The sequence below is a fragment of the Agrobacterium tumefaciens genome, from assembly GCF_005221325.1.
In the GTDB taxonomy this organism is placed as follows: Bacteria; Pseudomonadota; Alphaproteobacteria; order Rhizobiales; family Rhizobiaceae; genus Agrobacterium.
In genome coordinates this window covers 2,659,633-2,685,000 of the sequence record NZ_CP039888.1, presented here as the reverse complement: position 1 = coordinate 2,685,000, position 25,368 = coordinate 2,659,633, and the positions used below count along the sequence as shown (strand labels likewise).

The 25,368-nt window shown below is 58.9% G+C and carries 25 protein-coding genes; 17 read left to right on the top strand and 8 right to left on the bottom strand.

Going from position 1 to position 25,368, the window contains the following annotated elements; all coding sequences use genetic code 11:
• Positions 1-420: 420 nt before the first annotated feature.
• The 3 genes from hrpB (at position 421) to CFBP5499_RS13635 (ending at position 4,896) form a co-directional block, all read left to right on the top strand.
• Positions 421-2,898 carry an ATP-dependent helicase HrpB gene (gene hrpB, locus CFBP5499_RS13645; protein ID WP_080826956.1) on the top strand — a complete coding sequence of 826 codons (2,478 nt, stop codon included), beginning with the start codon at positions 421-423 and terminating at the stop codon, positions 2,896-2,898.
• A 29-nt stretch (positions 2,899-2,927) separates the two neighbouring features.
• On the top strand, positions 2,928-4,235 hold the full coding sequence (gene actS, locus CFBP5499_RS13640) for a two-component system sensor histidine kinase ActS (RefSeq protein WP_080827533.1): 1,308 nt from the start codon (positions 2,928-2,930) through the stop codon (positions 4,233-4,235).
• Between the two features lie 73 nt (positions 4,236-4,308).
• Positions 4,309-4,896 (top strand): ActR/PrrA/RegA family redox response regulator transcription factor, encoded by a 588-nt coding sequence (locus CFBP5499_RS13635; protein ID WP_080826957.1) that lies wholly within the window; start codon positions 4,309-4,311, stop codon positions 4,894-4,896.
• A 60-nt stretch (positions 4,897-4,956) separates the two neighbouring features.
• On the opposite strand, the gene CFBP5499_RS13630 is transcribed toward CFBP5499_RS13635, so the two are convergent.
• Positions 4,957-5,442, bottom strand: a complete 486-nt coding sequence (locus tag CFBP5499_RS13630) for an MmcB family DNA repair protein (protein ID WP_080827534.1) — start codon at positions 5,440-5,442, stop codon at positions 4,957-4,959.
• Between the two features lie 183 nt (positions 5,443-5,625).
• On the opposite strand from CFBP5499_RS13630, the gene CFBP5499_RS13625 reads away from it, so the two are divergent.
• Positions 5,626-6,339 (top strand): L,D-transpeptidase, encoded by a 714-nt coding sequence (locus tag CFBP5499_RS13625; RefSeq protein WP_006311122.1) that lies wholly within the window; start codon positions 5,626-5,628, stop codon positions 6,337-6,339.
• Between the two features lie 179 nt (positions 6,340-6,518).
• On the opposite strand, the gene CFBP5499_RS13620 is transcribed toward CFBP5499_RS13625, so the two are convergent.
• The 4 genes from CFBP5499_RS13620 to hslV form a co-directional block, all read right to left on the bottom strand.
• Positions 6,519-8,687: a malate synthase G gene (locus CFBP5499_RS13620; protein WP_175416729.1), complete on the bottom strand. Its 2,169-nt coding sequence runs from the start codon at positions 8,685-8,687 to the stop codon at positions 6,519-6,521.
• Positions 8,688-8,807: 120 nt separating this feature from the next.
• Positions 8,808-9,773 carry a DUF1402 family protein gene (locus tag CFBP5499_RS13615; RefSeq protein ID WP_080826959.1) on the bottom strand — a complete coding sequence of 322 codons (966 nt, stop codon included), beginning with the start codon at positions 9,771-9,773 and terminating at the stop codon, positions 8,808-8,810.
• Positions 9,774-9,967: 194 nt separating this feature from the next.
• Positions 9,968-11,275, bottom strand: a complete 1,308-nt coding sequence (gene hslU / locus CFBP5499_RS13610; RefSeq protein ID WP_080826960.1) for an ATP-dependent protease ATPase subunit HslU — start codon at positions 11,273-11,275, stop codon at positions 9,968-9,970.
• Between the two features lie 87 nt (positions 11,276-11,362).
• The gene (gene hslV / locus CFBP5499_RS13605; protein ID WP_080826961.1) at positions 11,363-11,887 is read right to left on the bottom strand and encodes an ATP-dependent protease subunit HslV; all 525 of its coding nucleotides are present in this window, start codon (positions 11,885-11,887) and stop codon (positions 11,363-11,365) included.
• Positions 11,888-12,087: 200 nt separating this feature from the next.
• On the opposite strand from hslV, the gene hisB reads away from it, so the two are divergent.
• From hisB to coaA, 7 genes are read left to right on the top strand one after another with little or no spacing between them, the layout of a single operon-like run.
• Positions 12,088-12,684: an imidazoleglycerol-phosphate dehydratase HisB gene (gene hisB, locus CFBP5499_RS13600; protein ID WP_080826962.1), complete on the top strand. Its 597-nt coding sequence runs from the start codon at positions 12,088-12,090 to the stop codon at positions 12,682-12,684.
• Between the two features lie 22 nt (positions 12,685-12,706).
• Positions 12,707-13,201: a DUF2628 domain-containing protein gene (locus tag CFBP5499_RS13595; RefSeq protein WP_080826963.1), complete on the top strand. Its 495-nt coding sequence runs from the start codon at positions 12,707-12,709 to the stop codon at positions 13,199-13,201.
• Between the two features lies 1 nt (position 13,202).
• Positions 13,203-13,853 (top strand): imidazole glycerol phosphate synthase subunit HisH, encoded by a 651-nt coding sequence (hisH, locus tag CFBP5499_RS13590; RefSeq protein ID WP_080826964.1) that lies wholly within the window; start codon positions 13,203-13,205, stop codon positions 13,851-13,853.
• Position 13,854: 1 nt separating this feature from the next.
• Positions 13,855-14,598, top strand: a complete 744-nt coding sequence (hisA, locus tag CFBP5499_RS13585) for a 1-(5-phosphoribosyl)-5-[(5-phosphoribosylamino)methylideneamino]imidazole-4-carboxamide isomerase (protein WP_080826965.1) — start codon at positions 13,855-13,857, stop codon at positions 14,596-14,598.
• Positions 14,595-15,371, top strand: coding sequence for an imidazole glycerol phosphate synthase subunit HisF (gene hisF / locus CFBP5499_RS13580; protein ID WP_006311111.1), 777 nt, complete (start codon positions 14,595-14,597; stop codon positions 15,369-15,371). Before hisA ends, hisF begins: the two co-directional genes overlap by 4 nt.
• Before the next feature lie 15 nt (positions 15,372-15,386).
• Positions 15,387-15,710: a phosphoribosyl-ATP diphosphatase gene (locus tag CFBP5499_RS13575; protein ID WP_080826966.1), complete on the top strand. Its 324-nt coding sequence runs from the start codon at positions 15,387-15,389 to the stop codon at positions 15,708-15,710.
• Entirely contained in the window at positions 15,707-16,708 is a 1,002-nt protein-coding gene (gene coaA, locus CFBP5499_RS13570) for a type I pantothenate kinase (RefSeq protein WP_173988160.1), read from the top strand. The genes CFBP5499_RS13575 and coaA overlap by 4 nt, the downstream gene beginning before the upstream one ends.
• Before the next feature lie 37 nt (positions 16,709-16,745).
• Here coaA and lysM read toward each other — a convergent pair whose 3' ends face one another.
• From lysM to CFBP5499_RS13555, 3 genes are all read right to left on the bottom strand, one after another.
• On the bottom strand, positions 16,746-17,195 hold the full coding sequence (lysM, locus tag CFBP5499_RS13565) for a peptidoglycan-binding protein LysM (RefSeq protein WP_080826967.1): 450 nt from the start codon (positions 17,193-17,195) through the stop codon (positions 16,746-16,748).
• A gap of 84 nt (positions 17,196-17,279) precedes the next feature.
• Entirely contained in the window at positions 17,280-17,714 is a 435-nt protein-coding gene (gene arfB / locus CFBP5499_RS13560) for an alternative ribosome rescue aminoacyl-tRNA hydrolase ArfB (RefSeq protein WP_080826968.1), read from the bottom strand.
• A 127-nt stretch (positions 17,715-17,841) separates the two neighbouring features.
• On the bottom strand, positions 17,842-19,452 hold the full coding sequence (locus CFBP5499_RS13555; protein ID WP_080827536.1) for a phosphoenolpyruvate carboxykinase: 1,611 nt from the start codon (positions 19,450-19,452) through the stop codon (positions 17,842-17,844).
• A gap of 339 nt (positions 19,453-19,791) precedes the next feature.
• On the opposite strand from CFBP5499_RS13555, the gene chvI reads away from it, so the two are divergent.
• The 6 genes from chvI to ahcY all read left to right on the top strand — a co-directional run bounded on the left by chvI (position 19,792) and on the right by ahcY (position 25,161).
• On the top strand, positions 19,792-20,517 hold the full coding sequence (gene chvI / locus CFBP5499_RS13550) for a two-component system response regulator ChvI (RefSeq protein ID WP_080827537.1): 726 nt from the start codon (positions 19,792-19,794) through the stop codon (positions 20,515-20,517).
• A gap of 56 nt (positions 20,518-20,573) precedes the next feature.
• The gene (gene chvG / locus CFBP5499_RS13545) at positions 20,574-22,364 is read left to right on the top strand and encodes a two-component system sensor histidine kinase ChvG (RefSeq protein ID WP_080826969.1); all 1,791 of its coding nucleotides are present in this window, start codon (positions 20,574-20,576) and stop codon (positions 22,362-22,364) included.
• Positions 22,354-22,818: an HPr kinase/phosphorylase gene (locus CFBP5499_RS13540; RefSeq protein WP_080826970.1), complete on the top strand. Its 465-nt coding sequence runs from the start codon at positions 22,354-22,356 to the stop codon at positions 22,816-22,818. The genes chvG and CFBP5499_RS13540 overlap by 11 nt, the downstream gene beginning before the upstream one ends.
• A gap of 125 nt (positions 22,819-22,943) precedes the next feature.
• On the top strand, positions 22,944-23,345 hold the full coding sequence (locus tag CFBP5499_RS13535) for a PTS sugar transporter subunit IIA (protein ID WP_003505374.1): 402 nt from the start codon (positions 22,944-22,946) through the stop codon (positions 23,343-23,345).
• 11 nt (positions 23,346-23,356) lie between these two features.
• Complete coding sequence (locus CFBP5499_RS13530) at positions 23,357-23,632, top strand: HPr family phosphocarrier protein (RefSeq protein ID WP_003516321.1); 276 nt, start codon at positions 23,357-23,359, stop codon at positions 23,630-23,632.
• A 128-nt stretch (positions 23,633-23,760) separates the two neighbouring features.
• On the top strand, positions 23,761-25,161 hold the full coding sequence (gene ahcY / locus CFBP5499_RS13525) for an adenosylhomocysteinase (RefSeq protein ID WP_080826971.1): 1,401 nt from the start codon (positions 23,761-23,763) through the stop codon (positions 25,159-25,161).
• Positions 25,162-25,368: the final 207 nt, after the last annotated feature.

The following is a 25,368-nucleotide window of genomic DNA, read 5'->3' as shown; positions in this document are numbered from 1 at the left end:
ACCATCAGGCCCCGAAACCAAACAAGCAATCCGCTCATTCCTTGATTTATTTAGAACGAAAGACTTCGTCGCCAGCAGCGCCGCCGCCCTCGTTCAGTGAGCGGACTTATAAGAGAACCACACCAAACAAGTCAACACACCCATCGTCAAAAAACTGACATTTTTGGTAAGTGACTGATATCAATAGATAGTTTCGGAAAAATCGCTCGATGACGCCAAAAGGGGCGGATTCTTTACCCGTTTTCGCGGCACACGAGATGATTCCCCCTTCATGCCGCATTGCAAATGACGTGAAGGGACCACGAATTTGCCGGCAGGTGATTTGCCTGGCCTTTACATATGGCTGTCAAAGCGCGGGGCCGTGGATTAGAAACGGCATATAAGACGCTTAACACCACGAGATCGCCGCAGGCCCTTTGCATGACCAGAACGCCCGTTCCCATAAAGACCGAACTCCCCGTCAGCGCCGTACTGGAGGATATTGCCGAAGCGTTGGCCGCAAAGAAACGCGCAGTTCTTTCGGCCCCGCCGGGGGCGGGCAAGACCACGCTTGTGCCGCTTCATCTTTTACATGAGGACTGGCGGGGTGACGGCAAGATCATTCTTCTCGAACCACGCCGGCTTGCTGCCCGGGCCGCGGCCGGGCGCATGGCCGAGCTGCTTCATGAGGATGTCGGGGAAACCGTTGGTTATCGCATGCGCCTCGACAGCCGCATCTCCTCGAAAACCCGGATAGAGGTGGTGACTGAAGGTGTATTCGCCCGGATGGTTCTTGACGACCCCGAGCTATCAGGCGTTTCCGCGGTGATTTTCGACGAATTTCATGAGCGCTCGCTCGACGGTGATTTCGGGCTGGCGCTGGCGCTCGACGTACAGGCGGGGTTACGGGAGGATCTGCGCATCCTCGTCATGTCCGCCACGCTCGATGTGGAGCGTATCAGCGCGCTGATGGGCGACGCACCCGTCATTCAGAGCCTTGGCCGGACATTTCCGATCGATATCCGATATGAAGAGCGCTGGCAGGGTGTCCAGGTCGATGAAAAAGTCGCCAAGGCGATTACCGAGGCCCACGCATCCGAGACGGGTTCGATTCTGGCCTTCCTGCCCGGACAGGCGGAAATCACCCGCACGGCCTCGCGGCTGGAGGGACGTTTTTCTAGCGATACGGACATTATCCCGCTTTACGGCAACCTGTCGCAAAAGGAGCAGGATGCGGCGATCAAGCCGGCACCGGCCGGACGGCGCAAGGTCGTGCTTGCCACATCGATTGCCGAAACATCCATTACCATCGATGGCGTGCGGGTGGTGATCGACAGCGGGATGCAGCGATTGCCGGTCTTTGAACCGGCGACCGGAATCACCAGGCTGGAGACCGTGCGGGTGTCGCGGGCTTCCGCCGACCAGAGGGCCGGCCGCGCCGGGCGAACGGAACCCGGCGTTGCGATCCGGCTGTGGCATCAGGGGCAGACGGCGGCGCTCAATGCCTTTACGCCACCGCAAATTCTGGCGAGCGATCTTGCCGGTCTCGCCCTCGATCTCGCCCACTGGGGCGTTCACGATCCTTCAGCGCTTGCATTTCTCGATGCGCCGCCCGAAGCCGCACTGAAAGAATCGGTGGCGCTTCTCAAAAATCTCGGTGCCCTCGATGACAGCGGCGGGCTGACGCGACAAGGCCATCTGATGCGCGGCCTTTCGCTGCCGCCGCGGCTTGCGGCCATGGTGATTGCCTCGGCGCGTGAAGGTTCGGGGAAAAAAGCGGCGATGCTCGCCGTCATACTGACGGAACAGGGGCTGGGCGGCAACGACATCGATCTCGATGAAAGGCTGCGGCGTTTTCTTTCCGATAAGGGTGAAAGGGCGCAGGCGGCGCGCAAGCTGGCATCGAGGCTGTTCGACGCAATCGGCGATAAAACCGCTGCAGCCGAAGCGCCGAGTGAAGCCGGTCCGCTGCTGCTTCACGCCTATCCGGACAGGATTGCGCTTCAACGCGGGGCGCGGGGTCGTTACGTGATGGCCAATGGGCGGGGAGCGGAGCTTGCCGAGACCGAGCGGCTGGCGGCGAGCAAGATGCTTGTCGTGGCCGATATTACCGGACGGGCGGCGCAGCCGCGTGTTCTTGCGGCGGCGGGTATCGAAAGGGCCGATATAGAAGAGCGGATGCCGCATCTTATCGTTCAGCAGGAACAGTTGCTGTTCGACAAAGCGAGCGGTCAGGCGCGGGCGCGAAAAGTGACGCGCCTTGGTGCGATCATTCTCGATGAGACACCCCTGCCCCGACCCGACGGCGAACAGGCGGCGCAGGCTCTCGCCAATGGCGTCAGGGAATTCGGCCTCAATATGCTTCCGTTTTCGAAAGAAACCCTGCAGCTGCGCGACAGGATCGGTTTTCTGAATGCCAGCATCGGCGAACAGTGGCCTGACGTCAGCGATGCGGCGCTGCTTTCGCGGCTCGAGGAATGGTTCGTTCCTTTCCAGCACGGCGCCCGCAGCCTGCAGGACATCCGGCCCGGCAGCCTCTCCGAGGGAATCCTATCGCTGGTACCGCATGAGGTGGCGCGTGATCTCGGCCGGCTGGCGCCGACACATTTCGAGGCGCCGACCGGTCAGCGACATCCCATTCGCTACGATGCCAACGAACCGACGCTTTCCATTCGCGTACAGGAGCTTTTCGGGCTGAAGGCCCACCCTGCCATTGCGCAGGGACGCCTGCCGCTGCTCCTGGAATTGACCTCGCCGGCGCACAGGCCGATACAGACGACACGCGATCTTCCCGGTTTCTGGGCGGGTTCGTGGAAGGATGTACGAGCGGATATGCGCGGGCGATATCCGCGCCATCCCTGGCCGGAGGATCCCGCCTCGGCCCTGCCCACCAGCCGTGCGAAACCGCGCGGGACGTGACGATGATGAAAAGGGTAAAGGAGAAGACGGTGGCTGATCACCCGATCGAAACCACGAGGCTTGGCCGCGCCAGCCGCAGGATAAGGTTGCAGACCATCATCTGGCTGCGCTGGCTGGCGGTGGCCGGACAGACGGCGACGATCCTGTTCGTCGCTTTCGGGCTGAATTTTCCCCTGCCGCTTCTCGCCTGCGGCCTTCTCATTGCGGCGCTGGCGCTTGCCAATCTGTTTCTCACCGCCCGTTTTCCCTCCACCTATCGTCTGGAGCCCTGGGAAGCGACATTGCTGCTGGCCTTCGACCTGCTGCAACTGACGGCGCTGATCTATATTACCGGCGGTCTTTCCAATCCCTTCGCCCCGCTGATCTGCGTGCAGGTCATCATCGCCTTCGCCTCGCAGCCGCTTCGGCATTCGCTCATCCTGCTCGGCTTTGCCGTCATCTGCTCGACGGCGATCGCCTTTTCGCCCTTTCCTGTTCCCTGGTATCCGGACGAGATTTTGCCGATCCAGCTTCTGCTGCATGTCGGCACCTGGGTTGCGATCATCGCCACCACCTCTTTCGCGGCTTTTTACGCCTATCGCATTTCGCATGAGGCCAATCAGCTTGCTGATGCGCTGGCGGCAACGGAGCTGGTGCTGGAGCGGGAAAAGCACCTTTCCCAGCTCGACGGGCTGGCGGCCGCTGCGGCGCATGAGCTGGGCACGCCGCTTGCGACAATCAGCGTCGTCGCCAAGGAAATGGAACGAGAACTTGGGCATGATGAGAAATATGGCGAGGACATAGCGCTGCTGCGCAGCCAGAGTGAAAGATGCCGCGATATTCTGCGCCGGCTCACTTCGCTTTCCGCCGATAATGAGGAGCATATGAACCGCTTGCCGCTTTCCTCGCTGATCGAGGAGGTGATAGCGCCGCACCGGGAGTTCGGTATTCGCCTGGAGCTGGTGGAAAAGACCAGCCGTGCCGAGGAACCTGTCGGTATCCGTAACGCCGGCATTATCTACGGGCTGGGCAACCTCATTGAAAATGCCGTGGACTATGCGCGCGAGAAGGTGACAGTGACGGTGGATCACGATCAGCAGAATATCGCCGTCATCATAGAGGATGACGGGCCGGGTTATGCCCATGACGTGCTTGCCCGTATCGGCGAGCCCTATGTGACCGAACGTCACAATGATACGCGCGCCGGCGGGCTCGGCCTCGGGCTTTTCATCGCCAAGACCTTGCTGGAGCGTTCCGGCGCGGCCGTTACGTTTGAAAATCGATCATCAAGCGAAAGCGGGGCGCGGGTCACAATCGTCTGGCCTCGGGCGCTGATGGACGATAAAAGAAGCCGTTGACTTTACCATCCACGTTGAAGCGGCGATAAGAAGAAGAAAATCATGCCGATGAAGTTGCCGGAAGGCCGGAAACATGAAGACAGAAGACCAGACCCCAGCCACCAGCGAACCGGTGGACGATATCGATCCGATCGGACCCGACAGATCGCTGCTGATCGTCGATGATGACGGCCCGTTCCTGCGCCGGCTTGCCCGAGCCATGGAAACACGCGGCTTTGCTGTCGATACTGCCGAGACGGTGAGCGAGGGCATTGCCCGCTCCAAGGCCGCGCCGCCGAAATATGCGGTCGTCGATCTCAGACTTGCTGACGGCAACGGGCTGGAGGTGATCGAAGCCATCAGGCAGAACCGGGACGACACGCAGATCGTGGTCCTGACCGGCTACGGCAATATCGCCACCGCCGTGACTGCCGTGAAGCTTGGCGCGCTGGATTATCTCGCCAAACCGGCCGATGCGGACGATGTGTTCAATGCTCTGACACAGCGCAAGGGTGAAAAGACCGAGGTTCCCGAAAACCCGATGTCGGCAGACCGGGTTCGGTGGGAGCATATCCAGCGCGTTTATGAAATGTGCGAGCGCAATGTCTCGGAAACGGCACGCCGGCTCAACATGCATCGGCGCACCCTGCAACGCATTCTCGCGAAACGCGCTCCGAAGTGAAGCATTTCCAATAAAAGTGCGAAGCGTTTTTACATCAGGACAATGCGCTGGAACCGGCCGCTATTCCCCGAAGCTGCGCCCGGTCGTCCATTCGGCCAACATCAGCCGGGTTGCAGCGGTTCTCGAAAAATCCAGCATCACGGATTTGCGGGTCGCCGGCGGCAATTTGTGCTCCGGCGCATCGCGCAGCATGTGGGCTCCGTAACCATCTGACAGGATGAGCCCGCATTCCTCAGGGAATATGTCGGTCGGAACTTCAGGATGGGTGGCGAAAAACAGTCGGTCGCAATGCAGGCGATAGTCCGGCCATTTGCGATCGACACGGAAATCCTCGATCGAAGATTTGATTTCGATGATCCAGATTTCGCCCTTGGCTGACAGGCTGATGAGATCGGCTCTACGTCCGCTCGCAAGCGGCAGTTCCGGCAATACCGAATGGCGCATCTCGTGCAACAACACTTGTACGCCACGACGCACCAGCATCGCCTTGTCCGACTGGCGGCCGTCGATTAACGGATTATTGTTGGTAACGGAAAGAATAGTCATGGATAAAAGCTGCTGAAGCGTTTGGCCTATTGTTGCAAAAAGGCAATCAACCGGCAATTTTAGATGCGCTGCGGTTTCGCGGCTGCACAATGGCTTGCCAAGTGCGGCTGAATGGAAAATAACCGATTTATCCAATTAAGCCTACTCCTTCGCACAATTTGGCGAATTTTCCGCGAGAACGACATGCGCATCCGCACCCCATTGACCCTACTCGGTCTGACGGCAGCACTGGCACTGGCCGGCTGCGCCGAAACTACATCCCAATCCTCCGCTCCGACATCCGGCAAGATCGCGGCGTCGGTACCGGTTGCTGACCCCGTTCCGGCGAAGGTCGAAACGGTCCAGATTTTCAACGATGTCTACGGTCCCGTGACCGATGCGGGTTATGCGCTGCCGGCCATTCCGATCAATCGCGTGAATGAGAAGTACCGTCGCCAGATCGTTGAGTTCCAGACATCCGAGCGTCCCGGCACCATCATCGTCAATACGCGCGATCGTTACCTCTATTATATCATGTCCGGTAACCGCGCTGTGCGTTACGGCATCGGCGTCGGCAAGGCCGGTTTTGCCTGGGCCGGTGAAGCCTATGTGGCCTGGAAGCAGGAATGGCCGATGTGGCATCCGCCGAAGGAAATGGCGGACCGCAAGCCGGAAGTGGCCAAATATGTCGAGGCCGGCATGGGCCCAGGCCTTTCCAACCCGCTCGGCGCACGCGCCATGTATCTCTTCAACGAAAAGGGACAGGACACGCTGTTCCGCATCCATGGTTCGCCCGAATGGGCTTCGATCGGCACCGCTGCCTCTTCAGGCTGCATCCGCATGATCAACCAGGATGTGATCGATCTCTACAGCCGCGTCCGCCCCGGCCGCAGCACCAAGGTCGTCGTGATCCAGTAAGGGTTACACCAGATCAAGAAAAAGCCGCCGAGGATTTTCCCGGCGGCTTTTTTGTTTATGGAAACGCTAGAGCATTTCCGATGAAGACGGGATCACTTGCAATGCTCTATTTCCTTGCTTTCACGCATTTCCAGTAAAACCGCTACGCACTTTTACTGGAAATGCTCTAGGCGGCGGCTTCAGGCCGCCTGCTTGGCTTTCAACTCCAGACGGCGGCGGTGCAGAACCGGTTCGGTGTAGCCGTTCGGCTGTTCACGGCCTTTCAGCACCAGCTCGACAGCGGCCTGGAAAGCCACCGATCCATCGAAATCCGATACCATCGGCAGATAGGCCGGATCGCCGGCATTCTGCGTGTCCACCACCGCGGCCATGCGCTTCATGGTCTCTATGATTTGGGCCTCCGTCACCACGCCGTGGCGCAGCCAGTTCGCCATGTGCTGCGCGGAAATGCGCAGCGTGGCGCGGTCTTCCATCAAGCCGATATTGTTGATGTCAGGCACCTTGGAGCAGCCGACGCCCTGATCGACCCAGCGCACGACATAACCGAGAATGCCCTGGGCATTATTGTCGAGTTCGCGCTGGATTTCTTCCGGCGTCCAGTTGGGACGAGGCACGACCGGCACTGACAAAATATCGGAGAGCTTCGCGCGGCCCCGACTTTTCAACCCTTCCTGAACGGAAGCGACATCGACCTTGTGGTAATGCGTGGCGTGCAGCGTCGCCGCCGTCGGCGACGGCACCCAGGCGGTATTGGCCCCGGCTTTCGGATGCGCGATCTTCTGCTCCAGCATGGCCGCCATCAGATCCGGCATGGCCCACATGCCCTTGCCGATCTGGGCATGGCCGGAAAGGCCACATTCGAGGCCGATATCGACGTTCCAGTTTTCATAAGCCGCGATCCAGGCGGCCTGCTTCATGTCGCCCTTGCGGATCATCGGGCCCGCTTCCATCGAGGTGTGGATTTCGTCGCCGGTACGGTCGAGGAAGCCGGTATTGATGAAGACAACGCGATCCTTCGCAGCGCGAATGCTTTCCTTGAGGTTAACAGTGGTGCGGCGCTCCTCATCCATGATGCCCATTTTCATGGTGTTCGGCGCCATGCCAACGAGGTTTTCGACGCGGGAGAATATCTCGCTGGCGAAAGCAACCTCTTCCGGCCCATGCATCTTCGGTTTGACGACATACATGGAACCGGCGCGGGAATTCTGGCGTCGCCCGGATGGGCCGACATCATAAAGGACGATCAACCCTGTAACGACGGCATCCATGATGCCTTCCGGCACCTCGCGGCCATCCCTGTCGAGGATAGCTGGATTGGTCATGAGATGTCCGACATTGCGCACCAGCATCAGGGAACGGCCCGGCAGGGTGAGCGCGGAACCATTGGGAGCGGTATAATAACGATCCGGGTTGAGGCGGCGGATGAAGGTCTTGCCGCCCTTGGACACGTCTTCCGTCAAATCGCCGCGCATCAGGCCAAGCCAGTTGCCATAGACTAGCACCTTGTCTTCGGCATCGACGGCAGCGACCGAATCCTCGCAATCCATGATGGTCGTCAGCGCCGATTCGAGAATGACATCGGAAATGCCGGCTCTGTCGCCCTTGCCGATTTCGGTCGAGGGATCGAGGACGATCTCGGTGTGCAGACCATTCTTGCCGAGCAGGATCGTGGCGGGCTTTGCAGCTTCACCGCTGAAACCCTTGAATTGGGCTGCATCCTTCAGACCAGTCATGGCGTCGCCGATGGTAAGCTGCAACAGACCGTCAACGATCTGGAAGCCCGTCACATCGGACCAGCTTCCGGTCTCGAGCGGCGCGGATTCATCGAGGAAGTTGCGGGCCCAGGCGATGACCTTTTCGCCGCGCTTCGGATTGTAGCCCCTGCCCTTTTCCGCACCGTCGGCATCGGAAATGGCATCCGTGCCGTAAAGCGCGTCATAAAGCGAGCCCCAGCGGGCATTGGCGGCGTTCAGCGCATAACGCGCATTCATGACGGGAACAACGAGTTGCGGACCGGCGACGACGGCAATTTCCGGGTCGACATTGCCGGTTTCCACCTTGAAGCCGGGACCTTCCGGCAGCAGGTAACCGATGTCCTTCAGGAAGGCCTCATAGGCGTCGAAATCCGAGGGAGCGCCGTTCTCACGGTACCAGCCATCGATTTTTTCCTGCAACGCATCACGCTTGGCGAGCAGTTCACGGTTCTTCGGGGAAAGCTCATGGACGATGGCCGAGAAACCTTCAAAGAAGGTCTCGCTGTCCAGACCCGTGCCCGGCAGCACCTCATCCGTCAAAAAGGCATACAGCCTGTCGTCAATGGAAAGACCGAATTTATCCGTGCGGCTCACATGCGCCTCCTTATATTCTGAAGGCACAGATTGGACGCTGAGGCGGTCGCTCGTCAATTGCGGCAGGCAGCCAAATATTATTTCCGTTTTGGAAACAATGTGGCGGATAGTCGTCTTTTTCTACAAAAGCGCCTGCAGATCCTTGATGCGGTCATTCACCAGCCAGCCGTAATAATTCTCTTCCGGCAACAGCGGCTGCTCGCCGCCTTCGGCGCGCTGGCGGTTCTTCTGGGCAAGGGCGGCAGCGCGCTGCTGCGAACCGCCGACATTATAAAGCGTGGAGGTCACGCCCGGATTTTTCGAAACATCCATATCGGCGATTGATCGATAGTCATCAATCGACTTGCGGATGGATGCCGCCATGAAGGCGAGTGAGCGATCGGGGTCCATGATCGCCGTATAAACGGCAGTGGCGTCGTTTTCATCCAGCTTTTCGTAACCGGAGGTTCTCGACACCATGTCGGACAACATCAGCGCCGTCAGGGGGTTGATCTGGCCGAGGCCGAAGGTCTGGCCGGCATAAAAGGGCTGGAAGAAGACGGCGCTGAAACGGTTGTTCGGGTAGGCCACGCCATCGACGGTCTTGCCACGGAAACTGTCGTCCCAGACATCTTCGCGGCAGTTCCAGAGGCTGTAGGAATCCTTTTTCGCCTGGCATTTGGAAAATTGCGAATGCGCCAGAAATTGCGCAATCGTTTCGTCCTTGTAACCGAAGCGGAAGCTGCTGCCGGCATAAGAGGCCGCCTTGACGTAATAGGATTGCAGCCGGTCATAGGCATCGACATTATAAGTGTGCTCGCCGACGATCGCGCCGATCATATGGATCGGATCGATGCCGTAGCGTCCTGCGGTCGCCTTGATCTTGGCGATCAGCGCCTTGTCGGAGGACAAAAGGTCGATCACCTTCTGGTACTTGCGTTCGAAAGAGCTGTTGGACGCCTTGGTTCTGCGGGCGGAAGCGCCGGGAACGCCCGGCTGTTCGGCATTGCGATTGCCCGGTGGAACAACCGTCGCGGCCTCGACATAAGAAGACGAAACGGCGGAAACCGCCAGAGCCACGGCAAATGCCAGAAGAGTTTTGCGCACGAGCGACTGCCTTTTCTCGAACCGGCCATTACCGGCATGACAAGCGGGAAAACCGGATCATTCCACGAAAGCGGTTCCAACCGGAATGCAGCCCTTCCCATAAACAAAATGCGGGCTGAATGCGAGATGAGGCAGATAAAATAAAAGAGTGCGGCAAATATGGCCGCACCCTTCTTTCGTTGTCCCTGAGGTCTTCAGAGAATGTAACGCGACAAATCCGTATCAGCGGCAAGATCGCCGACGTGTTTTTTGACGTATTCCTGATCGATCTTGACGGCAGAGCCGCCGCGATCCGGTGCGTTATAGGATATCTCGTCCAGAACACGCTCCATCACCGTCTGCAAGCGGCGCGCACCGATGTTCTCAACCGACGAGTTGAGATGAACCGCCACATCGGCCAGCGCATCGATTGCATCATCGGTGAAGTCGAGATCGAGTTCTTCCGTTGCCATCAGCGCCTTGTACTGGCGGATGAGGCTTGCTTCCGTCTCCGTCAGGATGCGGCGGAAATCCTCCTTGGTCAGCGGCTTCAGCTCGACGCGGATCGGCAGGCGGCCTTGTAGCTCCGGCAGAAGATCCGACGGCTTTGCCACATGGAACGCGCCCGATGCGATGAAGAGAACGTGGTCGGTTTTCACCGGCCCGTATTTCGTCGAGACGGTCGTGCCTTCAACGAGCGGCAGAAGATCGCGCTGTACGCCTTCGCGCGAGACGCCGGCACCCATGCCGCCATCGCGGGCGGCGATCTTGTCGATCTCATCGAGAAAGACGATGCCGTCATTTTCCACCGACTTCACCGCTTCGCGCTGGATCATTTCATTGTCGAGCAGCTTGTCGGATTCGTCGCGGATGAGATCGGCGTAGGATTTCGACACCGTGGTGCGCACCTTCTTGGTGCGGCCACCCATCGCCTTGCCGAACATTTCCGACAGGTTCAGAACGCCGATATTGGCGCCCGGCATGCCGGGAATTTCGAAACCGGGCATGCCCGATCCGCCATCCGCCACTTCGATATCGATTTCCTTGTCGTCCAGCTCGCCGTCACGCAGCTTCTTGCGGAAGCTTTCACGCGTGCCTGGTGATGCGGTTGTGCCAACCAGCGCATCCAGCACGCGCTCTTCGGCGCTCTGATGCGCCTTGGCCTGCACTTCGGCGCGCTTCTTTTCACGCACGAGGCCGATGCCGATCTCGACCAGATCACGGATGATCTGTTCGACATCGCGGCCGACATAACCGACTTCGGTGAATTTGGTCGCCTCGACCTTGATGAAGGGCGCGCCAGCCAGCTTGGCCAGCCGACGCGAAATCTCCGTCTTGCCGACACCGGTCGGCCCGATCATCAGAATGTTCTTGGGCATGACTTCATCGCGCAGGCTCTCATCGAGCTGCTGGCGGCGCCAGCGGTTGCGAAGCGCAATCGCGACCGCACGTTTCGCATCATGCTGGCCGATGATGTGGCGGTCGAGTTCCGAGACGATTTCCCGGGGAGAAAAAGTGGTCATTCTATCCTCTCGGCTTTCCTGTTCCGGCCGGCCATTCCGGCCCGGCCCACAGGACCCATTGGTGAGAAAATCGGGTGAGAAATATGCTTATTCGGCGTCGAGCGTTTCGACGATGAGATTGTGGTTGGTATAAACGCAGATATCGGCGGCGATATCGAGCGACTGACGCGCCACCTCTTCGGCCGACTTGTCCGTGTCCATCATGGCGCGGGCGGCAGCAAAGGCATAATTGCCGCCGGAACCGATGGCAATTGCGCCATGTTCCGGCTCCAGCACGTCACCATTGCCGGTAATGGCAAGCGTGGTCGATTTGTCAGCCACCAGCATCATGGCTTCGAGATTGCGCAGATATTTGTCCGTGCGCCAGTCCTTCGCAAGTTCGACCGCAGCGCGCATGAGCTGGCCGGGATATTGCTCGAGCTTTTTTTCGAGACGGTCGAGCAGCGTGAAGGCATCCGCGGTCGCGCCGGCAAAACCGGCAATCACTTCACCCTTGCCGATGCGGCGAACCTTGCGGGCATTGCCCTTCATGACGGTCTGGCCAAGGCTTACCTGTCCGTCGCCAGCCATGACGACCTTGCCGCCCTTCCTGACTGTAATAATCGTTGTCATCAAACACCTGTCTGCCCTCACGGGCCTGGGGTTAATGGGCCGGGATACAGCCCTCTGCGGTTCTATGTAAGTTTGCTTTTCACGATTGCAATCTTCGGGGCGACGCACTGTTTTCGGCGCATCAGGCAAGACGATGGAACAACTGGATATTTGTGTCCCGTGCTGATAAGGAACGGCAACATTTTCACGGAGCGGCCAAAATGGCAGAACGTAAAGGCGAGATTATCCGCAAGACCAACGAAACCTCGGTTTCGGTGCGCGTGGATATCGACGGCACCGGCAAATCGAAAATTTCCACCGGCGTGGGATTTTTCGACCATATGCTGGACCAGCTCAGCCGCCATTCGTTGATCGACATGGACATCGAGGTTCAGGGCGACCTGCATATCGATGACCACCACACTGTGGAAGATACCGGCATCGCGATCGGCCAGGCAATTGCCAGGGCACTGGGCGACCGGCGTGGCATTACCCGTTACGCCTCGCTCGATCTGGCCATGGACGAGACGATGACCAAGGCTGCCGTCGATATTTCCGGCCGGCCGTTCCTTGTCTGGAACGTCAATTTTTCCGCGCCGAAGATCGGCACCTTCGATACCGAACTGGTGCGCGAGTTCTTCCAGGCGCTCGCCCAGAATGCCGGCATTACGCTGCATATCCTGAACCATTACGGCGCCAACAACCATCATATCGCCGAAACGTGCTTCAAGGCCGTTGCCCGCGTTCTTCGCGCGGCAACCGAGATCGACCCCCGGCAGGCAGGCCGCGTTCCCTCCACGAAGGGCATGCTGGCCTGACGCCAAAGCTGTCAGGAAGCCCATGACAAGCTATCTCGTTCTGGAAGCCCGAAACGGGCCGGACAGGGACCACAAGACGACCCGCTTCATCGCCGACCGTTTCGTCTGGCTGGCACTGATTGCGCCCTTATTATGGCTTGCCATCAACCGCCTGTGGCTGGCGACGGCCATCGTCGTCGTCGCGCTCGTTTTGGCCGGGCAGGTCTCGATATTAGCCGGATTCGAACCTGTCGGCATTCTCTGCAATTTCGCCATCGGGCTTGTTGCGGCGCTGGAGGGACGCGATTTTCTCGTCCGGCATCTGATCCGCAAAGGCTGGAGGCTGACTTCAGTCGTTTCCGCCCCTGATCTTTCGAGCGCGGAAGACATATATTTCTCCAGTCTCTCCGAAAATGCCGGCACGGCGGAACAGTTGTCCCAGCCGGTCTGGACCACTTCGCCGCAAAAGAGCGGCGGCAAAAACTTCGTCGACGATCCCGCCGGATCGTTTCTTTTCGACTTGAATGGAAGGCGCTGACATGCGTGTCGCGATTATCGACTATGGTTCGGGCAATTTGCGTTCGGCCACCAAAGCTTTCGAGCGTGCCGCCCGCGAGGCTGGCATCGACGCAACCATCGATCTGACCGACAAGCCGGATCACGTCGCTTCGGCGGACCGCATCGTCCTGCCAGGCGTCGGGGCCTATGCGGATTGCCGTGCGGGTCTGAATGCCGTGCCCGGCATGCATGAAGCGCTCATCGAAGCTGTCGAGAAAAAAGCCCATCCTTTCCTCGGCATCTGCGTCGGCATGCAGCTGATGTCCTCACGCGGGCTGGAAAAGACCGTCAGCACCGGGCTCGGCTGGATCGAAGGCGACGTCGTGGAAATGACGCCGTCCGATCCCTCTCTTAAAATCCCGCAGATCGGCTGGAACACGCTGGAAATTCGCCACGCCCACCCGCTGTTCGACGGCATCAAGACCGGTGCGGACGGATTGCACGCCTATTTCGTGCATTCCTATCATCTGGCAGCCAAGCACTCGACTGACGTCATCGCCACCACCAATTACGGTGGCGCGATGACGGCTTTCGTCGGCCGTGACAATATGGCGGGCGCGCAGTTCCACCCGGAAAAAAGCCAGACGCTCGGCCTCGCCCTGATTTCCAATTTCCTGCGCTGGAAGCCATGACATGATTCTTTTTCCCGCAATCGATCTCAAAGACGGTGAGTGCGTTCGCCTGAAACTCGGCGATATGGACCAGGCCACCGTCTATAACACCGATCCCGGCGCACAGGCGAAGGCCTTCGAGGACCAGGGTTTTGAATGGCTGCATGTGGTTGATCTCAACGGCGCCTTTGCCGGTGAGACGGTCAATGGTGCGGCGGTTGATGCCATTCTGAAAGCCACGAAAAACCCGGTGCAGCTGGGTGGCGGCATCCGCACGCTTGACCATATTGAAGCATGGCTGAGCCGTGGGCTCGCCCGTGTCATTCTCGGCACCGTGGCAGTGCGCGATCCCGTTCTGGTCATCGAAGCCTGCAAGCGTTTCCCCGGCCAGGTCGCCGTCGGCATCGACGCCAAGGGCGGCAAGGTTGCCGTGGAAGGCTGGGCGGAAGCCTCCGAACTCGGCGTCATCGAACTCGCCAGGCGCTTTGAAGGTGCCGGCGTTGCCGCCATCATCTATACCGACATCGATCGTGACGGCATTCTGGCTGGCATCAACTGGGCCTCGACGCTTGAACTGGCGGATGCCGTGTCTATCCCGGTCATCGCCTCCGGCGGCCTTGCCTCCATTGATGACATCAAGCGCATGTTGCAGCCGGATGCCGCAAAGCTCGAGGGTGCGATTTCGGGCCGCGCGCTTTATGACGGCCGCATCGATCCCGCCGAGGCGCTTGCCCTCATCAAGGCCGCGAAGGAGGTACGTGCATGACCCTCAAAGCCCGCATTATTCCCTGCCTGGATGTGAAAGACGGACGTGTCGTCAAGGGCGTGAACTTCGTCGATCTGATCGACGCCGGCGATCCCGTCGAGGCGGCAAAAGCCTATGATGCAGCGGGTGCGGATGAACTCTGCTTCCTCGATATCACCGCGTCCTCGGACAATCGCGACACCATCTTCGATGTCGTCTCGCGCACTGCCGATCATTGCTTCATGCCGGTGACCGTTGGCGGCGGGGTTCGCAGTGTTGCGGATATTCGCAAGCTGCTCCTCTGCGGCGCGGACAAGGTCTCGATCAATTCCGCGGCCGTCAAAGATCCCGACTTCGTTGCGCAGGCAGCCGACAAGTTCGGAAACCAATGTATCGTCGTCTCCATCGACGCCAAACGGGTGTCGAAAGACGGGGAAGCTGGCCGCTGGGAAATCTTTACCCATGGCGGACGCCAGCCAACGGGCATCGACGCCGTGGAATTCGCCATCAAGATGGTCGAACGGGGTGCCGGCGAATTGCTTGTCACCTCGATGGATCGCGACGGCACCAAAAGCGGTTACGATATCGGCCTGACGCGCAGCATTGCCGATCAGGTTCGTGTGCCCGTCATCGCCTCGGGCGGCGTCGGCACGCTTGATGATTTGGTGGCAGGTGTTCGCGATGGCCACGCAACGGCAGTGCTTGCCGCTTCCATCTTCCACTTCGGGACCTATTCGATAGGCGAAGCCAAGAGCTATATGGCCGAACATGGCATCGCCATGCGTCTCGACTGATTGCAGGAACATCCCATGAGCGCATTTTCCCTTTCCGATCTGGAACGCATCGTCGCGATCCGCGCCGCTGCCTCTCCCGATGAATCCTGGACAGCCAAGCTCGTTGCCGCTGGCCAGGAACGAGCGGCAAAAAAGCTTGGCGAAGAGGCGGTGGAAGCCGTTATCGCGGCCATCGCGAAAGACCACGACGGGCTGAAGAACGAGGCCGCCGACCTGCTTTACCACCTGCTGGTGGTGCTGAAGATCGCCGACATTCCCTTAAGCGACGTTTTTGCCGAGCTGGAGCGCCGGACCGGGCAAACCGGCCTTGCGGAAAAAGCGGCGAGGCCTAACTCATGAAGGTCGAGGCAGGCAGCGGGGAGAGAGGCATGCCGAGTACACTCGATCATTTCCGACCGGACGAATATTCGCCCTATCACTTCTACAGTTCGGAAGAATGGGCGAAATTCCGTGCCGATACGCCACTGACGCTTTCCGCCGACGAGGTCAAACGGTTGCGCTCGCTGGACGACCCGATCGATCTGGACGAAGTACGGCGCATCTATCTGTCGCTGTCGCGCCTCTTGTCTTCGCATGTCGAGGCGTCGCAGCTGCTGTTCGAACAGCGCAACCGCTTCCTCAACATGGGCGACGTCAACAAGACGCCCTTCGTCATTGGCATTGCCGGCTCGGTCGCCGTTGGAAAATCAACGACGGCACGTATCCTGAAGGAGCTTCTGGCCCGCTGGCCTTCCAGCCCGAAGGTCGATCTCATCACAACAGACGGATTTCTCTATCCGAACGAGGTGCTGCGGCGGGAAAACCTGATGGAGCGCAAGGGCTTTCCGGAAAGCTACGATATCGGCGCGCTTCTGCGTTTCCTGTCTGCGATCAAGGCGGGTCAGCCGAATGTGAAGGCGCCGCGTTATTCGCACCTGACCTATGACGTGCTGCCGAACGAATTCACCGTCATCGACCAGCCGGACATCCTGATTTTCGAAGGCATCAACGTGCTGCAATCGCGCGATCTGCCGGCGGGCGGGCGCATCGTGCCGATCGTTTCCGACTTCTTCGATTTCTCGATCTATATCGACGCCGACGAGGACTTCATTCACAACTGGTATGTGAACCGGTTCATGAATCTGCGGCAAACCGCCTTCCGCGATCCGAATTCATTCTTCAATCGTTATGCGTCGATCAGCGAAGAAGCGGCGCTGAGCATTGCCGAAGGGCTCTGGCAGAACATCAACCTGAAGAACCTGCGCCAGAACATTGTGCCGACGCGCCCGCGCGCCGATCTTATTCTGCGCAAGGGAGAGAACCACCTGATCGATACGGTGGCGCTTCGCAAATTGTAAGAGACGCCGCACGGAGCGGCATCTCCATTGCGGCGGTTTATACAAGCTCGGGAATACGCAGAACCTGGCCGGGATAAATCTTATCGGGATGGGTCAGCATCGGCTTGTTGGCTTCGAAGATGATATTGTTCTTCGCGCCATTGGCCTTGCCATATTGGGCTTCCGCAATCTTCCAGAGGTTGTCGCCCTTCTTGACGGTGTAGAAGACGGGTTCCTTTGCCGGTGCTTCGGCTACCGTCAGTTCGCCGGCCTCGACCTTGGAAATGCCCAGCGTGTTGCCAACCGCAATCACCGCCTTTTCGAAAATCGACTGATCGGCCACTTCGCCCTTCAGCACGACCTTGTCGTCCACCACCTCGACCTGAACCTTGTCCGTGCCGAGATCGTGGGAAGCGAGTTCCTTCTTCACCGCTTCGACATCAGGGGCATCATCACCGCCGATACCAAGCTTCTTTCCCGCTTCCTTGATGAAATTGAACAGACCCATAGCACCCTCCTTGGTTGTACGGAGGATTAACAGACGATATTTGAAGCTCTATGACAAGGGCGAAACATTCGCCACCTCGCCGGCCTAATCGCCCGAGGGCTTGCCGCGCATTTTCTTGATATCCGAACGACCGGATTTTGCCTTGAGGCGGCGTTCGACGGATCCTTTGGTGGGCTTGGTGGCCTTGCGCACCGGCGGTGGCGGGGCGGCGGCTTCCAGGATCAGCTCCTTCAGGCGCTCGCGCGCATCTTCACGATTGCGCTCCTGACTTCGAAACCGGCTGGCCTCGATCATCAGCACGCCGTCTTTCGAGACACGTCTGCCGCCAAGCCTGATAGCATTGGCCTTCACCCGATCCGAGAGGGACGGTGAATTGGCAATGTCGAAAAACAGCTGAACCGCCGTCGAGACCTTGTTGACGTTCTGGCCACCCGGCCCACCGGCCAACACGAATTGCTCCGTCAGCTCCCAGCTGGCGATGGTGATACGGTTGCTGATGTAAAGCGGGTCGCTGGCCATGATCTTTCTCCGCGCCGGTGATGCCACAGAACGTGAAAAATGAAAACAGCGGACAAAATGAAAGAAACCGGCAAAAAGAAACCCGGCACAAGGCCGGGTCCCCTCCTCCTTACGAATGAGGCTTTATTCATTCAGCCGCGAGCAGAAGGCCCGGAGCTGCATCGCGAACCTTGCTGTCGACGTGATCTTCGAACTTGGTGAAGTTCGTGACAAACATCGATACCAGCTTCTTCGCCTGCGCGTCGTAAGCTGCGCCATCGGCCCAGGTGGAACGCGGGTCGAGGATTGCGCTATCGACGCCGTCGAGCGACAGCGGCACGGCGAAACCGAAATTCGCATCGGTGCGGAATTGCGCACCCTTCAGATCGCCTGTGAGTGCAGCCGTCAGAAGCGCGCGGGTCGCCTTTATAGGCATGCGCTTGCCGACGCCGTAAGCGCCACCGGTCCAGCCGGTGTTGACCAGCCAGCAATCGACGCCGTGCTTGCCAATCAGCTCGCGCAGCAGGTTGCCATACTCCGCTGGATGGCGCGGCATGAAGGGTGCGCCGAAGCAGGTGGAGAAGGTGGCTTCCGGTTCCGTCACGCCCTTTTCCGTGCCAGCAACCTTTGCGGTGTAACCGGAGAGGAAGTGGTACATGGCCTGTTCCGGCGTCAACCGGGCAATCGGCGGCAGCACGCCGAAGGCATCCGCCGTCAGCATGATGATCGTCTTCGGATGGCCGGCAATGCCTGTTTCCGATGCATTCGGAATGAAGTGCAGCGGATAGGCGCTGCGGGTGTTTTCCGTCAGCGAATTGTCGTTGAAATCAGGAACGCGGCTTTCGTCCAGCACGACATTTTCGAGAACCGTACCGAAACGGTTGGTCGCGGCGTAGATTTCCGGCTCGGCTTCAGCCGAAAGCTTGATTGCTTTGGCGTAGCAGCCGCCCTCGAAATTGAAGATGCCGTGTTCGCCCCAGCCATGTTCGTCATCGCCGATCAGCGTACGTGCAGGATCGGCAGAGAGCGTGGTCTTGCCGGTGCCGGAGAGGCCGAAAAACACGGCGGAATCACCCTCAGGACCGACATTGGCCGAGCAATGCATCGGCATCACGCCCTTGGCCGGCAACAGGTAGTTCAGCACCGTGAAGACCGACTTCTTGTTTTCGCCGGCATAGGACGTGCCACCGATGAGCACGAGGCCATTCGCCAGATCGCAGGCGATGACGGTTTCCGAACGCACGCCGTGACGGGCCGGATCGGCCTTGAAGCTTGGCAGGTTGATGATGGTGAGCTTCTGGCTGAAGCCCGAAAGCGTCTCCCGCTTCGGCCGGATCAGCAGATTGCGGATGAACAGCGAATGCCAGGCAAGCTCCGTGACGACGCGGGTCGGCAGCGCGTTTTCCTCATCGGCACCGCCGATCAAATCCTGCACGTAAAGCGTCTTGCCGGCGGCATGGGCCAGCATGTCCTGGCGCAGCAGCTCGAAATTTTCCGGCGAAAGCGGCTTGTTGTTGTCCCACCAGATGGTGTTCTCGGTGGAGGCATCACGAACGACGAATTTATCCTTCGGCGAGCGGCCCGTATGCTGGCCGGTGACGGCGCGCAGCGCACCGTCGATGGTCAGTTCGGCCTCGCCGTTTCGGATCGCGTGTTCGTATAATTCGCTCTCATTGAGGTTATAAAAGACGCGGGAGGCCTCGCCCAGTCCGAGTTCCGCAACTCCATTGGCAGGATTATGAACCCCAAGCTCGTTCATGACGCGTTCCTTGTTAATGACGATAAGGCCGTTGAAATTTTCACGGAAAATACGTGGCAGCTTTTGGAAACGCAAGAGCCTGACTTTAAAAAACTTAGTGATTTCAATATATTAATCGATTTAAAAGATTTTATTTCTTTTTAAATCGGTTGAAGACGCATTAAAATCCAATCGCAGCCTTCTTGCGAAATCCTCCCGGCTCGCCCCCGCGATTTTCAGGGCGAGTTTTCCTTTGCCACAATTTGTTCCACCTTTATACTCAAGAGAGTGGCTCGCGGCGCACAACCTGGCTGGGTGAATGTCGGGAGTTACGAGAAAATGACCATGGAGACCAACTACATGCAGACGATCGCGCTTGTCGACGATGACCGGAATATTCTGACTTCGGTATCGATCGCGCTCGAAGCCGAAGGCTACCGGGTCGAAACGTATACGGACGGCGCCTCCGCGCTCGACGGGCTGATCGCCCGTCCGCCGCAGCTCGCCATTTTCGATATAAAGATGCCGCGCATGGATGGCATGGAGCTTTTGCGGCGCCTTCGCCAGAAGTCGGACCTGCCGGTGATCTTCCTCACCTCCAAGGATGAAGAGATCGACGAACTGTTCGGCCTGAAGATGGGCGCTGACGACTTCATCACCAAGCCCTTTTCGCAGCGCCTTCTGGTGGAACGCGTCAAGGCCATCCTGCGCCGCGCCAGCAGCCGCGAGGCGTCCGCCGCAACCGGCAGCACGCTGAAGCCGACCGCGGACCAGCAGGCGCGCACGCTGGAGCGCGGGCAGCTCGCCATGGACCAGGAACGCCACACCTGCACCTGGAAGGGTGAGCCGGTGACGCTGACGGTCACGGAATTCCTCATCCTGCATTCGCTGGCGCAGCGGCCGGGCGTGGTGAAAAGCCGCGACGCGCTGATGGATGCCGCCTATGACGAACAGGTCTATGTGGACGACCGAACCATCGACAGCCACATCAAGCGCCTTCGCAAGAAGTTCAAACTGGTCGATGGCGACTTCGATATGATTGAAACGCTTTATGGCGTAGGATATCGCTTCCGCGAAGCGGCTTGAACAAGCCGACTCAAGCAGAAGGGACCGCCCGAACCGGGTGGTGAGGACTTGAATACGTGTTGAAGAAAACGCCGGAAACCGTCTCGGACAGTGACGATGCCGAAGAACGCGGCAGCGAACGCCGCCATCGTATCCATCCGCTGACAATCATCCGGCGCATTTTCGGCAATGCGGTGTTTTCCAGCCTCACGCGCCGTATCCTCTTCTTCAATGTCGCCGCGACCGTGGTTCTGGTCGGCGGCATTCTCTATCTCAACCAGTTCCGCGAAGGGCTGATCGATGCGCGCGTGGAAAGCCTGTTGACGCAGGGTGAAATCATCGCCGGCGCGGTCTCCGCTTCCGCCTCGGTCGATACCAACTCGATCACCATCAATCCGGAAAAGCTGCTCGAATTGCAGGCGGGGCAGAGCATCACCCCTGCCCCCAATGATGAGGATCTGAGTTTTCCGATCAATCCGGAGCGGGTGGCGCCGGTGCTGCGGCGGCTGATTTCACCGACGCGCACCCGCGCGCGGCTGTTCGATGCCGATGCCAATCTGCTGCTCGATTCCCGCCACCTTTATTCGCGTGGTCAGGTTCTGCGCTTCGATCTGCCGCCGGTAACGCCGGAAACCCAGACCTGGGGCGACTGGTTCACCAGCATGTTCAACCGCATGCTGCAGCCGAGCAGCCTGCCGCAATACAAGGAAGCGCCTGGCGGTGACGGCTCGATCTATCCGGAAGTGATGAATGCGCTGACGGGCGTTCGCGGCGCGGTGGTGCGCGTGACCGAAAAGGGAGAGCTGATCGTTTCGGTCGCCGTGCCGGTGCAGCGCTTCCGGGCCGTGCTCGGCGTATTGCTGCTGTCGACACAGGCGGGCGACATCGACAAGATCGTGCATGCGGAGCGCCTTGCCATCATGCGCGTCTTCGGCATCGCCACCCTCGTCAATATCGTGCTGTCGCTGCTTTTATCCTCAACCATCGCCACACCGCTTCGGCGGCTTTCGGCGGCCGCGATCCGCGTGCGCCGCGGGGCGAGAACGCGTGAGGAAATACCGGATTTCTCGGCCCGTCAGGATGAGATCGGCAACCTCTCCATAGCATTGCGTGAAATGACGACGGCGCTTTACGACCGTATAGACGCCATCGAAAGCTTCGCCGCCGACGTCAGCCATGAACTCAAGAACCCGCTGACCTCGCTGCGCAGCGCCGTGGAAACCCTGCCCCGCGCCAAGACCGAAGAGTCCAAACAGCGGCTGACCGAGATCATCTTCCATGACGTTCGGCGCCTCGACCGCCTGATCAGCGATATTTCGGACGCGTCGCGGCTCGATGCCGAGCTGGCGCGCGCCGATGCCTCGCCGCTCGACCTCGATGTGCTGATGAAGGGTCTGGTGGACATATCCCGCCAGATCAGCACCAAGAAAAAGACCGTGGCGATCGATTACGTCGCCGACCGGAAGGCCGGAGCCAAGACCTCTTTCGTGGTGAACGGTCACGATCTTCGTATCGGGCAGATCGTCACCAACCTTATCGAGAATGCACGTTCTTTCGTGTCAGAGGAAAGCGGCCGCATCACCGTGCGCCTTTCCCGCCACAAGGACCGCTGTATCGTGCAGGTGGAAGACAACGGCCCCGGCATTCAGGCGGAAGATATCGACCGGATTTTCGAGCGATTTTACACCGACCGGCCGGCCAGCGAAGGTTTCGGCCAGAATTCCGGCCTTGGCCTTTCCATCAGCCGCCAGATTGCAGAGGCCCATGGCGGCAGCCTCCGGGCGGAAAACGTGGTCGACAAATACGGCGTGATATCAGGCGCACGCTTCACCCTGTCGCTGCCGGCGGCCGAAACCCATGAACGCTGAACGCTTCAACCTGCATGCAACCGCGATCGTCGTCGACAACACCGGCATCCTCTTCACGGGTCCGTCGGGGAGCGGCAAAAGCGAGCTTGCCTTCAGCTTCCTGACAGAGGCGGAACGATGTGGATTGCCGGCGGCGCTGATCGCGGACGATCAGATTTTCGTGTATCGCGACGGCGAAACCATCATCGCCGAGCGGCCGGAAGCAATCGCGGGGCTACTGGAATTGCGCGGCAGCGGCATTGTTTCCGTTAAAAGCGTCCCGAGCGGTGTACTACATTTCGCCGTCACGACAGTTCTTTCACCGGAAAATCCAAGACTTCCCGAAGATGACGAAGCGTTGTTAATGCCCTGCGGCGGGCATCTCCGGCTTCTGCGTATTCCCCTCTCCAGTCTTGTGCCCTATGGAAAGTTTGCTGCACTTGCTCAGAATCTTTTTAAAACGAATGTGAAGTGACCATGATTCAGGCGATTTTAGGCTTGCGATTCGCATTTTCCTCATCAAGATGAAATCCCACCGATGGACAGGATTGCCGCGTTGCGATAGTCGGCAATGAGAGTGCGTGTGCAAGGGAGCATTTCATGATCGGACTAGTGCTTGTCACCCATGGCAAGCTGGCTGAGGAGTTTCGCCATGCGTTGGAGCATGTCGTCGGTCCCCAGAAATTGATCGAGACGGTTTGTATCGGTCCCGAAGACGACATGGATCAGCGCCGGCAGGATATCATCGACGCCGTTGCGCGCGCCAATGATGGCAATGGCGTCATCATTCTGACTGATATGTTCGGTGGCACGCCGTCCAATCTCGCGATTTCCGTCATGAACAACGGTAATGTCGAAGTCATCGCCGGGGTTAATCTTCCCATGCTGATAAAGCTCGCCGGCGTTCGCAGCGAAGACAATATGGACAAGGCATTGCAGGACGCGTCCGATGCCGGCCGTAAATACATCAACGTCGCCAGCCGCGTCTTAAGCGGCAAATAAGAAGTCAGCCCATGTCGCCTCACTCCCGGGAATTGCCGATCATCAACAAGCGCGGTCTCCACGCCCGGGCATCCGCGAAGTTCGTGCAGATGGTCGAGGGTTTCGACGCCACGATCACAGTTTCCAAGGACGGCATGACCGTTGGCGGCACCTCGATCATGGGTCTGATGATGCTGGCGGCCAGCCCCGGCTGCAGCGTCTATGTCGAGGCAAGCGGCAACCAGGCGGAAGAAGCGCTCGCCGCACTCGAGGCGCTGGTGGCCGACCGCTTCGGTGAAGAAGCCTGAACCTCCACCATATAAAGACATAAAGACTTCTTTATATCATCATTGCCAGATCGTTTGTGGCCTGCTAAACCGCAGCTACGTTTAAGAGCCGGGCCGTCAGGCGTGGCGTTTCTGATCTGGAGAACCTTATGAGCCTTGAGAAGGACTACATCGTCGCCGACATCAACCTTGCCGCATTCGGCCGCAAGGAGCTGGACATCGCCGAAACCGAAATGCCGGGCCTCATGTCCTGCCGCAGCGAGTTCGGCGCAAGCAAGCCGCTGAAGGGCGCACGTATCACCGGTTCTCTTCACATGACGATCCAGACCGGCGTTCTCATCGAAACGCTCAAGGAACTGGGCGCGGATATTCGCTGGGCGTCCTGCAACATCTTCTCGACGCAGGACCATGCGGCAGCGGCCATCGCAGCAGCCGGCATTCCGGTCTTCGCCGTCAAGGGTGAAAGCCTGACGGAATATTGGGAATACACCGACAGGATCTTCCAGTGGACCGATGGCGGTTTCTCCAACATGATCCTCGACGATGGCGGCGATGCCACCATGTATATCCTGCTCGGCGCGCGCGCCGAAGCCGGTGAGGATGTGCTTTCCAACCCCGGTTCGGAAGAAGAGGAAATCCTCTTCGCGCAGATCAACAAGCGCCTCAAGGCTTCCCCCGGCTGGTTCACCAAGCAGCGTGATGCGCTGAAGGGCGTGACGGAAGAAACGACGACCGGCGTTCATCGTCTTTACGACCTCAGCAAGAAGGGCCTGCTGCCCTTCCCGGCGATCAACGTCAATGACAGCGTCACCAAGTCCAAGTTCGACAACAAGTACGGCTGCAAGGAATCGCTGGTGGACGGCATTCGCCGCGCAACTGACGTGATGATGGCTGGCAAGGTTGCCGTGGTCTGCGGTTACGGCGATGTCGGCAAGGGTTCGGCCGCCTCGCTGCAGGGCGCTGGCGCCCGCGTGAAGGTTACCGAAATCGACCCGATCTGCGCACTTCAGGCTGCCATGGACGGTTTCGAAGTCGTCCGTCTGGAAGACGTCATTTCTTCGGCTGATATCTTCATAACCACGACAGGCAACAAGGACGTGATCCGCATCGAGCATATGCGCGAGATGAAGGACATGGCCATTGTCGGTAACATCGGCCATTTCGACAATGAAATTCAGGTCGCCTCGCTGCGCAACCTCAAGTGGACGAACATCAAGCCGCAGGTCGATATGATCGAGTTCCCGAAGGGCAACCGCATCATCCTGCTTTCCGAAGGCCGTCTGCTGAACCTCGGCAATGCCACGGGTCACCCGTCCTTCGTGATGTCTGCATCCTTCACCAACCAGGTGCTTGGCCAGATTGAACTCTTCACCAAGCAGGGCGAATACAAGAACGAAGTTTACGTGCTGCCGAAGCACCTCGATGAGAAGGTCGCGCGCCTTCATCTTGAAAAGCTTGGCGTGCGCCTCACGGAACTTACCGACCTTCAGTCAGATTATATCGGCATCCCGAAGCAGGGTCCGTTCAAGGCTGAACACTACAGATATTAATATCATAGTTAATATCCACTGAAATTACACAATATGTAGATGCCGTGCGCTTGACAAAACGCGCGGCATCTTTTTTGCGCGCTCCCTTTCCGCAGATTTATGAAGGCGGTATTGTCATCGGACTTGATTCGGACACGCCAAAGGGCGGCGGGGACGAAATGGGATGTCTTGTCGAAGATGCGGCACATAGGACGGAGACAGACCGGG